Annotated in this window: 13 protein-coding genes; 11 read left to right on the top strand and 2 right to left on the bottom strand. The window is 74.2% G+C overall.

Annotated features, from left to right (window positions below; all coding sequences use genetic code 11):
- Positions 1-180 precede the first annotated feature (180 nt).
- From ACFYE3_RS15845 to ACFYE3_RS15805, 9 genes are all read left to right on the top strand, one after another.
- Positions 181-2,202 (top strand): copper-translocating P-type ATPase, encoded by a 2,022-nt coding sequence (locus ACFYE3_RS15845; RefSeq protein ID WP_387610731.1) that lies wholly within the window; start codon positions 181-183, stop codon positions 2,200-2,202.
- A gap of 109 nt (positions 2,203-2,311) precedes the next feature.
- Positions 2,312-2,992, top strand: a complete 681-nt coding sequence (locus tag ACFYE3_RS15840; RefSeq protein ID WP_387610695.1) for a DUF305 domain-containing protein — start codon at positions 2,312-2,314, stop codon at positions 2,990-2,992.
- Between the two features lie 79 nt (positions 2,993-3,071).
- Complete coding sequence (locus ACFYE3_RS15835) at positions 3,072-3,347, top strand: SHOCT domain-containing protein (protein WP_387610693.1); 276 nt, start codon at positions 3,072-3,074, stop codon at positions 3,345-3,347.
- Entirely contained in the window at positions 3,344-4,840 is a 1,497-nt protein-coding gene (locus ACFYE3_RS15830; protein ID WP_387610691.1) for a multicopper oxidase family protein, read from the top strand. Before ACFYE3_RS15835 ends, ACFYE3_RS15830 begins: the two co-directional genes overlap by 4 nt.
- Positions 4,841-5,035: 195 nt before the next feature.
- Entirely contained in the window at positions 5,036-6,196 is a 1,161-nt protein-coding gene (locus tag ACFYE3_RS15825) for a glutamate--cysteine ligase (protein ID WP_387610689.1), read from the top strand.
- Entirely contained in the window at positions 6,193-6,984 is a 792-nt protein-coding gene (locus tag ACFYE3_RS15820; RefSeq protein WP_387610687.1) for an alpha/beta fold hydrolase, read from the top strand. The genes ACFYE3_RS15825 and ACFYE3_RS15820 overlap by 4 nt, the downstream gene beginning before the upstream one ends.
- The gene (locus ACFYE3_RS15815) at positions 6,981-7,685 is read left to right on the top strand and encodes an esterase/lipase family protein (RefSeq protein WP_387610686.1); all 705 of its coding nucleotides are present in this window, start codon (positions 6,981-6,983) and stop codon (positions 7,683-7,685) included. Before ACFYE3_RS15820 ends, ACFYE3_RS15815 begins: the two co-directional genes overlap by 4 nt.
- A gap of 165 nt (positions 7,686-7,850) precedes the next feature.
- Positions 7,851-8,126, top strand: coding sequence for an SHOCT domain-containing protein (locus ACFYE3_RS15810; RefSeq protein WP_387610684.1), 276 nt, complete (start codon positions 7,851-7,853; stop codon positions 8,124-8,126).
- Between the two features lie 269 nt (positions 8,127-8,395).
- Positions 8,396-8,803 (top strand): four-helix bundle copper-binding protein, encoded by a 408-nt coding sequence (locus ACFYE3_RS15805; RefSeq protein ID WP_387610682.1) that lies wholly within the window; start codon positions 8,396-8,398, stop codon positions 8,801-8,803.
- Positions 8,804-8,910: 107 nt separating this feature from the next.
- Here ACFYE3_RS15805 and ACFYE3_RS15800 read toward each other — a convergent pair whose 3' ends face one another.
- A complete protein-coding gene (locus tag ACFYE3_RS15800) occupies positions 8,911-9,462 on the bottom strand; it encodes a DUF421 domain-containing protein (protein WP_387610680.1) in 552 nt (183 codons plus the stop codon).
- Between the two features lie 51 nt (positions 9,463-9,513).
- Positions 9,514-10,065, bottom strand: coding sequence for a cation:proton antiporter domain-containing protein (locus ACFYE3_RS15795; RefSeq protein WP_387610678.1), 552 nt, complete (start codon positions 10,063-10,065; stop codon positions 9,514-9,516).
- 164 nt (positions 10,066-10,229) lie between these two features.
- Between ACFYE3_RS15795 and ACFYE3_RS15790 the strand changes: the two genes are divergently transcribed.
- Together ACFYE3_RS15790 and ACFYE3_RS15785 are read left to right on the top strand one after the other, a co-directional pair.
- On the top strand, positions 10,230-11,105 hold the full coding sequence (locus ACFYE3_RS15790) for a potassium channel family protein (RefSeq protein WP_387610676.1): 876 nt from the start codon (positions 10,230-10,232) through the stop codon (positions 11,103-11,105).
- A 45-nt stretch (positions 11,106-11,150) separates the two neighbouring features.
- Positions 11,151-12,071: an NADP-dependent oxidoreductase gene (locus tag ACFYE3_RS15785; RefSeq protein WP_387610674.1), complete on the top strand. Its 921-nt coding sequence runs from the start codon at positions 11,151-11,153 to the stop codon at positions 12,069-12,071.
- The last annotated feature ends 42 nt before the right edge of the window (positions 12,072-12,113 follow it).

Here is a 12,113-nt window from a genome sequence, read left to right as displayed (position 1 = left end):
AGCACCATGAGCACCCCGCAGTCCCACGACCGCCAGGCCGTGCCGGACGACACCCGCACCCGTCACCACGCCGACGCCGCCACCCACGGACAGGCCATGCCCCACGACCACGCCCACTCCGCCGTGGACGAGGACCATGCCGTGCACACCCACGGCGAGCACGCGGGGCACTCCACGGCCATGTTCAGGAACAGGTTCTGGCTCAGTCTCGTGCTGGCGGTCCCCGTGGTGGTCTTCAGCCCCATGGTCGGGCACCTGCTGGGCTACCACGTCCCCGAGTTCCCGGGGTCCGCCTGGATCCCTCCGGTGCTGGGCACGGTGATCTTCCTCTGGGGCGGGGCCCCCTTCCTCAGGGGAGGGCTCACCGAGCTGAAGTCGAAGCAGCCGGGGATGATGCTGCTGATCGCCATGGCCATCACCGTCGCCTTCGTCGCCTCCTGGGTGACGACCCTGGGGATCGGCGGGTTCGACCTCGACTTCTGGTGGGAGCTGGCCCTGCTGGTGGTCATCATGCTGCTCGGCCACTGGATGGAGATGCGCGCTCTCGGGGCGGCGTCCTCCGCCCTGGACGCCCTGGCCGCCCTCCTGCCCGACGAGGCCGAGAAGGTCGTCGACGGGGACACCGTCACCGTGTCCGTCGCCGAGCTGGCCGTGGGCGACGTCGTGCTGGTGCGCCCCGGAGCCCGTGTCCCCGCCGACGGGGAGATCGTCGACGGGACAGCGGAGTTCGACGAGTCCATGATCACCGGCGAGTCCAGGGCCGTCGCCCGCGGCGTGGGCGAGACCGTGGTGGCCGGGACCGTGGCCACCGACAACACCGTGCGCGTGCGGGTGGAGGCGGTGGGGGCCGACACCGCCCTGGCCGGGATCCAGCGGATGGTCGCGGCCGCCCAGGAGTCCTCCTCCCGGGCGCAGGCCCTGGCCGACCGTGCCGCCGCGCTGCTGTTCTGGTTCGCCCTGGCCGCCGGCATCCTCACCGCCATCGCCTGGACGGTGCTCGGGCAGCCCGACGACGCGGTGATCCGCACCGTCACCGTGCTGGTCATCGCCTGCCCGCACGCCCTGGGGCTGGCCATCCCCCTGGTCATCGCGATCTCCACCGAGCGCGCCGCCCGCGCCGGGGTGCTGATCAAGGACCGGATGGCCCTGGAGCGGATGCGCACCATCGACGTGGTGCTCTTCGACAAGACCGGCACCCTCACCGCGGGCGCCCACGCGGTCACCGGCACGGCCCCCACGCCCGGGGTCTCCGAGGGGGAGCTGCTGGCCTGGGCGGCGGCCGCCGAGGCAGACAGCGGGCACCCCGTGGCCCGGGCCATCGTCACCGCCGCCGCCCAGGACCCGGAGGCGTCCCGGCTGGGGCTGCACGGCACCGGCTTCACCGCGGCCACCGGCCGCGGGGTGAAGGCCGCTGTCGACGGGTCCGAGGTCCTGGTCGGCGGGCCCAACATGCTGCGCGAGCTCGGCCTGTCCACCCCGGCGACGATCACCGCGACCACCCGTGGATGGGTGGAGCGCGGCGCCGGCGTGCTCCACGTCCTCCGGGACGGGCAGGTCATCGGGGCGCTGGCCCTGGAGGACGAGGTCCGGCCCGAGTCCCGCGCCGCCGTGGCCGCCCTCCAGGACCGGGGGGTGCGCGTGGCGATGATCACCGGCGACGCCCGCCAGGTCGCCGAGGCGGTCGGCCGTGATCTGGGCATCGACGAGGTCTTCGCCGAGGTCCTGCCGCAGGACAAGGACAGCAAGGTCCTCGAGCTCCAGTCCCGGGGGATGACGGTCGCGATGGTCGGCGACGGCGTCAACGACGCCCCCGCCCTGGCCCGGGCCGAGGTCGGCATCGCCATCGGGGCCGGCACCGACGTGGCCATGGAGTCGGCCGGCGTCGTCCTGGCGGGCAACGACCCCCGGGCCGTGCTGTCGATGATCGACCTGTCGCGGGCCAGCTACACCAAGATGATCCAGAACCTCGTGTGGGCCACCGGCTACAACGTGATCGCCGTGCCCCTCGCCGCCGGCGTGCTCGCCCCGATCGGTGTCGTCCTGTCCCCGGCCGTCGGGGCGGTGCTGATGTCGGTGTCCACGATCGTGGTGGCGCTCAACGCCCAGCTGCTGCGCCGGCTCGACCTGGACCCGGCGCACCTGGCCGGCACCGACCGGCAGGCTCCTGCCCCAGAGCGGCGCCCCGCGCCGTCCATCTCCTGACGACCCACCCCGACCGCCGCACCAAGAGACCACCACCACACAACAGACCACCACCACACAACAGACCACCACCACACAACAGACCACCACACCGGCAGAAGGACACCTCGTGAAGCGATCCACCACCCTCACCACTGTCGCCCTGGCCTCCGCCCTGGCCCTGGCCGGATGCGGCACCGACAGCACGGAGCAGGGCGCCGGCACAGGCCCGCAGACCGCCGCCCCGGCCATGTCCGCCCCGGCCGCCTCCGGACCCGGGGCCACGAGCACCGGGCAGGCCTCCGGGGCCGCGGGGGAGATCTCCGCCGAGCACAACGACGCGGACGTGATGTTCGCCCAGATGATGATCCCGCACCACGAGCAGGCCGTGCAGATGAGCGAGATCCTGCTCGGCAAGGACCTCGTGCCCGGAGAGGTCCGCGACCTCGCCGAACGGGTCGTCGACACGCAGGGGCCCGAGATGGAGCAGATGCGCGCCATGCTCGCCGCGTGGGAGGCCCCGGACACCCCGGAGACCTCCGCGGCCGAGCACGGCGGCCACGGCTCGGGCATGGTCGACGAGCAGGGCATGAACCGGCTCCGGGAGGCCGAGGAGGGTCCCGAGGCCGCCCGGCTGTACCTGGAACAGATGACGCAGCACCACGAGGGCGCGATCGACATGGCCCGGGAGCAGGCCGAGAAGGGATCGAACCCGCAGGCAGTCGAACTGGCCCGGGAGATCGTCGAGGCCCAGGAGGCGGAGATCGCCGAGATGGACTCGATGCGGCAGGAGCTGTCGGGGGGCTCCTGACCGTCCTGGCGCCGGGCGTCGTCGCGCTTCTGCGGCAGCCGGTGGAGACCGCCGAACCGATCGACGAAGGAGGACCGTGATGATGCGGGGCGACGGCATGGGGTGGGGCATGGGCTGGATGTGGCTGTTCTGGCTCCTGCTCATCGTGGGCACGGTGGTGCTGGTGCTCGTGCTGGTGAAGGCGTTCACCGGGAACGCGGGCGGCGGGCCCCGGCAGGGCGGCACCGCGCCGCCGCCGACGCGTGCCGGTCCGCGCCGGTCCCGGGAGATCCTCGAGGAGCGCTACGCCCGCGGGGAGATCAGCACCGAGGAGTTCCGGGAGCGGTTGCGGACCCTGGAGGAGGGCGAGCGGTGAGCCCGCTGAGCCGCCGGCAGCTGCTGGCCCTGGGCGCGGCCGGGGCCGGGGCCGCGGCCGTGGGCGGGGCCGGGCTGTGGTGGACCGGCGGCGGCGGCCAGGCTCTCGGCGGCGGCCGGGAGCTGGTGCAGCCGGAGGTGGTCTCCAGCCGCGACGGGGTTCTGGACCTGGCGCTGGAGGCCGCCCCCGCCCGGGTGCGGATCGGGGCGCGGGAGGCGAACGTGCAGGCGTTCAACGGCTCGCTGCCCGGGCCCACCCTGCGGGTCCGGCCCGGGGACACGCTCCGGGTGGCGATGACCAACCGGCTGGAGGCCCCGACGAACCTGCACGTGCACGGTCTGCACGTCTCCCCGGAGGGCAACGGGGACAACCCCTTCGTGAGCATCGGGCCCGGGGAGTCCTTCGACTACGAGTACGTGCTGCCGGACGACCACCCGCCGGGCACCTACTGGTACCACCCGCACCACCACGGCCACGTCGCCGACCAGCTCGCCGCGGGTCTCTACGGGACCATCGTCGTCGAGGACCCCGACCCCGTCCCGGTCGCCCGGGAGCGGGTGCTGGTGATCTCCGACCTCACCCTGGACGGCTCCGGCGACCTCGCCGAGGTCACGCCCATGGAACGGATGAGGGGCCGGGAGGGCGAGACGGTGCTGGTCAACGGCCGGCTCCGCCCCTCGGCCACGGCGGCACCGGGGGAGCGGGAGCTGTGGCGGGTCGTCAACGCCTGCCCGTCCCGGTTCCTGCGCCTGAGCCTGGACGGCCAGGACCTGCGGCTGTCCGGCCGCGACCTCGGCCGGCTGCCCGAGGCGGTCGGGGTCACCGAGGTGACCCTGGCGCCGGGCAACCGGGTGGAGCTGCTGGTGGACACCTGTGAGGGCACCTCCACCCTGGTGGCCGTCCCGGTGGACCGCGGCAGCACGGCCGGGATGATGGACGGCATGATGGACGGCACGACGGGCCGGGGCGGGCCCGGCGGCGACGAGCCCGTCGACCTGCTCAGCCTCGAGGTCGCCGGGGACCCGGCCGGGGACCTGGACCCCGTGCCCCCGGGCCCTTCCCTGCGGGACCTGCGCGAGGAGCCGGTCGCGGCCCGGCGCACCCTGGACTTCGGCATGGGCGGCATGGGCGGCGGCATGATGGGCGACGGTGGAGGCCCGGGCCGGATGATGTCCTTCACGATCGACGGGCAGGAGTTCGACGCCGAGCGCACCGACCAGCGGGTCCGGGTGGGTGCCGTGGAGGAGTGGACCCTGACCAACTCCAGCCCCATGGACCACCCGGTGCACCTGCACGTGTGGCCGATGCAGCTCGTGGCCGAGCAGGGCCGCGATGTCTCCGGACCGCGGTGGCAGGACGTGGTCAACGTCCCGGCCTTCGGGGAGGTCACGGTCCGGGTGGCCTTCGAGGACTTCGGCGGCCGCTCCGTCTACCACTGCCACATCCTCGACCACGAGGACCTCGGCATGATGGGCACCCTCGAGGCCCGCTGAGCAGCGGTGGCGGGGCGCCCGGTGGGCGAGCGGGCCCAGGGCGGCCCGCTCCACGACGCGGCCGATCACCGGCGCCGCCGTGTGCGGGTCCGCCGGGCAGGTCCTCGGTGCTACGCTCCGCAGTGAGCCGGGGACCCCGGCGACGACGGCGGGGCCTCCCGCCGTGCCCGTCCGCAGCGCTCCAGCCCGTCCCGGATGGTGGTGATCACCGTTTTCCCGCACCCGTCCCCCGCAGGGACCACCGGCCCCACCCGCACCTTCGGCGTGGAGGAGGAGCTGCTCCTCGTGGACGCCGTGACGCTGGAGCCCGCCGCCGCGGGCGTGGCCGCCGTGCGCGCGCACGCCGCCGGCGTCGGCTCCTCCCCGGCGACGGCGCCGGCACACGCGGTCACCACCGAGTTGCAACAGGAGCAGATCGAGGTCGCGGGCCCGCCGCTGACCGGTCTCGCCGACCAGATCGCCGCCATCCGGCAGGGACGCGGCCTGGCCGACGACGCCGCCCGTGCGGTGGGCGCGCGCGCCGTCGCCCTCGCCTCACCGGTCGGGGCGGGAGCCCCGCACCTGGTGCCCGCGCCGCGCTTCCGGTGGCTCCAGGAGCGCTTCGGGCTGGTGGCCGCCGAGCAGCTGACCTGTGGCCTGCACGTCCACGTGGGCGTCGGCAGCCGCGAGGAGGGCGTGGCCGTGCTGGACCGCATCCGCGGGTGGCTGCCCGTCCTCCTCGCCCTGAGCGGCAACTCCCCGTTCTGGTACGGCCGGGAGACCGGCTTCAGCAGCTACCGCTACCAGGCCTGGGTGCGCTGGCCCACCTCCGGTCCTACGGAGGTCTTCGGCACGGTCGACGAGCACGACCGGCAGCGCGAGGCCCTGCTGCGCACCGGGGTGCCCCTCGACCTCGGCATGATCTACTTCGACGCCCGGCTCTCCGCCCGCTATCCCACCGTGGAGATCCGGATCATGGACGTGTGCCTGGACGCGGAGCAGGCCGGGGTGCTGGCCGCCCTCGCCCGGGCGCTGGTCGAGACGGCCGCCCGCCAGTGGCGGGCGGGTCTCCCGGCGCCGCCCGTGAGCGCGACGCAGCTGCGGACCTGGTCCTGGCAGGCCAGCAGGGCCGGCGTCGAAGGACCGTTGATCAGCCCGGCCTCCGCCGCGCCCGCCCCGGGCGGGGACGTCGTGGCCGAGCTGCTCGCCCTCGTGCACCCCGTGCTCGCGGAGTGGGGCGAGGCCGAGCAGGCGGAGTCCGTGGTGGCCGGCGTCGTGCGGGACGGCTCCGGTGCCCGGCGGCAGCGCGCGGCCTTCGCCGCGCGCCAGGACCCGCTCGACGTCGTGCGCCTGGCGCTCGAGGAGACCCACCGATGAGGCTGCGGCGGCACCCCCGGCTCGAGCGGCGGCGCGTCGTCGCCGGGACCCACCCGGTGGACGTGCGCGGGACCTTCGACCCGGCGCGGCCCCCGGTGGTCCTCGTGCACGGCGTCGGCATGTCGGGCCACTACTTCCTGCGCTTCGCGGACGCGCTCGCGGCCACGCACGACGTCTACGCCCTGGACCTGCCGGGCTACGGCACGGCCCCCCGCCCCCCGCGCCCCCTGACGCCGCCCGAGCTCGGCCGCGTGGTCGCGGACGCGGTCGAGGCGCTGTGTCTGGAGGCTCCCGTCGTCGTCGGCCACTCCATGGGCTGCCAGATCGTGGTGGACGCGGTCAAGGACCACCCCGACCGGTGGGCCGGCTACGTGCTGGTGGGGCCGACCGTCGACCCCACCGCCCGCACCCTGCTCCACCAGGGGTGGCGGCTGCTGCGGGACACCCTGCGCGAGCCGCCGCGCACCAACGCCGTGGTCGCCCTCGACTACCTCCGGATGGGCCCGCTCCGCTACCTGCGCACGGCCCGGCACATGCTCCGCGACCGGATCGAGGAGAACGTCCGGGGCTGCACGCCCCCGGGGCTGGTCGTGCGCGGGTCCCGCGACCCCATCGCCCAGCGGGACTGGGCGCGCCGCCTGGCCCGGACGGCCCCCGACGCCCGCTTCCTCGAGATCCCCGGCGCCCCGCACAACGTCCAGCACACCGACCCCCAGGAGCTCGCCGCCGCATGCGCACCCTTCCTCGACTCCTGCCGACCCGGTCCCCGTCCCGGGAGCCCGGCATGATCCCGCGCCGGCTGGGCGAGACGGGCACCAATCTCACGGCTTGGGCCCGGGACTACGTCTACGCGGTCCGGTGGCAGGCCGCCGGGCTCCTCGGCCGCTGGGACCCCGCCCACTACCGGGGCGCGGGGGAGCCGGGGCGGACGCCCGTCCTGCTGATCCCCGGGATCTACGAGTCGTGGACGTTCCTGCTCCCGGTGGCCGGGCTGCTGCGGAAGCACGGCCACGAGGTCCACGTGGTGGAGGACCTGAGGTTCAACACCGGGACCATCGAGGAGATGGCGGCGCTGGTCGACGAGCACATCCGGCGGGAGGGGCTCGAGCGCTGCGTGCTGGTCGCGCACAGCAAGGGCGGGCTCATCGGCAAGTACCTCCTGGCCCACCACAACGAGCGCACCGCGATCCAGGGTCTCGTGGCCGTCAACACCCCCTTCTCCGGCTCCGAGCTCGCCCGGCTCCTGCCCCTCCCGGCGATCCGGGTGTTCCTGCCGCACTCCCCGGAGCTCACCGCGCTGACCACCAGCCGGGAGGTCAACCAGCACATCGTCTCCGTCTACGGCCTCTTCGACCCCCACATCCCGGGCGGCAGCCGCCTCGAGGGGGCGCGCAACGTCCAGCTCGGCACGCGCGGGCACTTCCTGCCGCTGAGCGACCCGCGCGTGCACGAGGCGATCCTGGAGGGGATCGGCACGCTCGCCGGCTGACCGCGCCGGCGGCACCGCGCACCCGGGCGTCGTCGACCTGTCCCGGCCGGCACGGGCCCGGCCCGGTGGCGTCGGAGGCGAATGCTACTGTTCGGCCACCGAGCGCTCCCGTGACGGGCGCCGGGGGCAGGAACGACGGACGACGTCGGAGGGACGGGTGGGACCGTGGGCGGACTGGGACTGACGCCCTTCCAGGGCTGGGAGGTGATGTCCTGGGCCCTGCTGGTCGCCGCCGCGGTGTGGACCGTGGCGCGGGGCGTCCGGTGGCTCGTGGGACGCTACGGGCAGAACACCCGATGGGGCCGCAGGTCGCGCACCCGGCTCGGCCTGCGCCGGGCCCGCGACGGACTGCTGGAGCGCCACGCCGCGGGAGAGCTCACCGAGGACGAGTATCGGGAGCGGTTGCGGCTGCTCGAGCAGGAGGGCCGCTCCGGGCCGTGAACGCCCAGGGACCTCCCGGACCAGTAGCGCCCGGACTCACCGCACGGGACCGAGGCCGTCCCCGCCGAGCGGGCCGTGCGGTCCGCTCCGCCGTGCTCCGGCGGCGGTGCCGAAGGCTTCATCGAATCTTCAGCGCCCTGGGGTTCACCCGGCGGAACGAAAAGTCTACCGTCGATCGCACAGGGCGCGGCAGCGTCGCGCCCTGTGCCGCCGCCGCGGAACGAGCGGCCGGCGACGACAGGCCGTCGATCGGATGAAGGAGCGGGACCATGACCCACGTGACCTCGATGCTCGAGACCTACCCGAAGGACCTGGGAGGCATCGACCGGCAGAAGCTGGCCGCGTGCATCGCGGCGTGCTTCGAGTGCGCCCAGACCTGCACCGCCTGCGCCGACGCCTGCCTGGCCGAGGACATGGTCGCGGAGCTGACCACGTGCATCCGCAAGAACCTCGACTGCGCCGACGTCTGCGCGAGCACCGGCAGCGTGCTCTCCCGCCAGACCGGCAACAACGCCGAGGTCGCCCGCGCGGTGCTCGAGGCGTGCCGGACCGCCTGCGGGTCCTGCGGCGACGAGTGCGAGCAGCACGCGAGCATGCACGAGCACTGCCGGGTCTGCGCCGAGGCGTGCCGCCGCTGCGAGCAGGCCTGCGCCGACCTCCTCGCGTCCCTGGGCTGAACCCCGGCGCCCAGCGCCCCGCCCGCGACCGGAAGCGTCGCGGGCCGGGCGCTGGGCGCCCGGACGTCCAGGTGGTCCCCCGCGCCCCGGCAGGGACCGGGCCACGCTCACTCGTCCGGCCCGGTGCCCGTTCCTGGCTCCGGAGCACGGTCGTGATCGCGCACGTCCTCCAGCGCCGAGCCGTCCCCGTACTGGTCGGCGGTGATCACGCTGAGCTTCCCGTTCGTCTCGAGCACGACGGCCCGCACGGTCGAGAGGTCCCCGGTGCCCTGCATGCGCACCGCCTGACGGAGCTCCGACTCGGTGAGCCGGTTGCGGCGCAGTGCGTCGTGCCGGATCCTGCCGTCGGCCAGCAGCAGCGCGGGCTCCGAGGTGAAGAACCGCCGTGCCCGCGGCCAGCGGGCCGAGATCCAGGCGACGAGCAGCTGGAGACCGGCGAGCAGGGCAAGAGCGGTGAACCCCTCGGTCCACGACACGTCCGTGCTGAGGAAGATCGTGGCGAGGGTCGAGCCGAGGGCGACCGTCACCACGAAGTCGAAGACGTTGAGCTGGCCGAGGGTGCGCTTGCCGGACAGGCGCAGGATGACCACCAGCGTCGTGTAGGAGGCGGCGCCCACGAACAGGATCCGCAGGACGTCGGCCCAGGAGTCAAACCACACGGCAGGCCCTCCGTTCCGTCGCGGCGGTCCCGGGGAGGTGCTGCTGGGAACTCATGCGATGGTCTCCTCTTCCTGTTTCCGCTCCGGCTCCCGGTGCTGGAGCCAGGCGCTCAGCGGGGCGGTGGACAGCCCGTGGATCAGCACGGACAGGCTGACGGCCAGGGTGGTGTGGACGAAGATCTCGTGGTCGCCCGTGTGCCGCTCGGCCAGCGTCGCACAGTACAGGGCGGAGACGCCGATGGGGCCGAACCAGCTCAGGAAGAACGTCTCGGAGCGGTCGTGCACGCCCCGCAGCAGCGGCCGCAGCGACCACAGGGCGACGAGGCGACGGAGCAGCAGCGCGGCGCGGAGGACCACGGGTGCCACCCAGCCCAGCCGGGCCCAGTCCTCGAGCGGGAGGGCCCGTCCGAGGAGGATGAAGACCGGCAGCAGGAACAGCCGGGCGACGGCGTCCTGCACCGTGTCCTCCTGCGCCTCGTCCCGCTGGGGGATGACCTGGCCGAAGACGGCGACGCCCACGAACACGGCCAGGAGCAGCGTCGACAACGCCGAGATCAGCAGGACGGCTCCGGCGAAGAGCGCCAGTACCAGGTCGATGTCCATGCCCGTCCCTCCTCGGGTGTCCGGGGCAGCCGCGGTACCCGTCCGGACCGCGCACCCCCAACCGTAGCCCTGCTGGAGTCCCGCCGGGCAGGATCGGAGCAGCCCGGGCGAGAGGCGGTAGGGTCCCCCGGAAGAACGGTCATCGACAGGAACGGAGCGACGACGTGGACGTGCTGCTGACGCTGCTGGGGATCGCGATCGTCGTGGTCGGCCTGTGGGACATCTACCACAGCCTGCTGCACCCCAGCGGCACGGGCGCCGTCGGCGGCAGGGTGCAGTCGGGCGTCTGGTGGATCTCCCGGCGCACCGGGCACCGCTTCGGCTCGGCCGTGGGCCCGGGGTCGATGATCACGGTGGTCGTCCTGTGGGTCCTCCTGCAGGGGGTCGGCTGGGCGCTGGTCTACCTGCCGCACGTCCCCGGGGGCTTCACGTACTCGCCCGGGGTCGACCCGGTGGACTATCCCGACGTCGTCGACGCGCTCTACGTCTCCCTGGTGACGCTGGCGACGCTGGGGTTCGGGGACGTCGTGGCCACCGACCCGTGGATCCGGCTGGCCACCCCGCTGGAGGCGCTGACCGGGTTCGCACTGCTCACCGCGGCCCTGACGTGGTTCACCCAGATCTACCCGCCCCTGTCCCGCCGCCGGTCCCTCGCGCTCGAGCTGAAGTCCCTCGCCGAGGTGGACTACGCGGACGGCATCGCGGAGGAGGACCCCGTGACGGCGGCCCGGGTGCTGGACCGGCTGACCGCAGAGGTGTCCCAGGCCCGGATCGACTTCACCCAGCACGGCGAGACGTACTACTTCCAGGAGGAGGACCCGGACCTCTCCCTGGCCCGGCAGCTGGCCTACGCCCTCGAGCTGCGCGACCGTGCCGCCGCGTCCTCGGCGCCGCCGGTGCGCACGAGCGCCCGCCGCCTGGGCCTGGCCCTGGAGCAGCTCGCGCGAAAGCTGCGGGAGGACTTCGTCAGCACGGGGGAGGCCCCCGAGGAGGTCTTCGCCGCCTACGCCGCGGATCACCTGCGGGAGCCGGGCCGCTGACCCGCGGTCGGGAACAGATCCCCGGGATCCCCGGTTGCGCGAAGCATGAAGGCATTGACGTACGCCCGCTACGGCGGCCCCGAGGTCCTGGAACTGACCGACCTGCCCGAGCCCAAGGTGCCCCCCGGCTGGGTGCTCGTGAAGGTGCGCAGCGCCGCGATCAACCCGGTCGACTGGATGATCATGGCCGGTGGCCTCGACCCGCTCATGGAGGTCCAGTTCCCGGTGGTGCCCGGCTGGGACGTGTCCGGGGTCGTGGAGTCCGTCGGCATCGACGTGCCCGAGTGGGCCCCCGGCGACGAGGTGATCTCCTACGCGCGCACCGACTGGGTGCACGGCGGGACGATGGCCGAGTACGTGGCCCTGCCCTCCCGCCTGCTCGCGCCGAAGCCGGCCTCCGTGGACTGGGACCGGGCGGCGTCCCTCCCGCTCGCCGGGCTGACCGCCTACCAGGTGCTCGGCCGCCTGGAGGTCGCCGCGGACCGGACCGTGCTGGTGCACAACGCCTCCGGCGGCGTGGGCGGCTACGCCGTGCAGCTCGCCGTGGCCCGGGGCGCCCGGGTGATCGGCACCGCGTCGAAGGCCAACCACGACTACCTGCGCGCCCTGGGCGCCGAGCCGGTGGTCTACGGGGAGGGGCTGCCCGAGCGGGTCCGGGAGCTGGCGCCCGAGGGCGTGGACGTCGTCGTGGACCTCGTGGGCGGGGTCGTCGAGCAGACCCTCGCCGTCCTGAAGGAGGGCGGGCGGCACGCCTCCGTGGCCGACGACGCCGTCGAGGCCCACGGCGGGACGTGGATGTGGGTGCGGCCGTCCGCCGAGGACCTCACCGAACTGAGCCGGCTGGTGGACCGGGGGGCGCTCCGGATCGAGCTCGCCCGCAGCGTTCCCCTGGCCGAGGCCGTGGAGGCCTACCGGCTCAGCCAGGAGGGGCACGTCCGCGGCAAGATCGCCGTCCGGATGGCGTGAGCCCCCGGGTGCCCCGCGCCGCGTAGGTGCACAGCAGGCTTA

This window comes from Kocuria arenosa (assembly GCF_042879215.1).
Lineage (GTDB): Bacteria > Actinomycetota > Actinomycetes > Actinomycetales > Micrococcaceae > Kocuria > Kocuria arenosa.
Note: the sequence above shows the minus strand (reverse complement) of the source record. Positions and strands in the feature narration are given on the sequence as shown.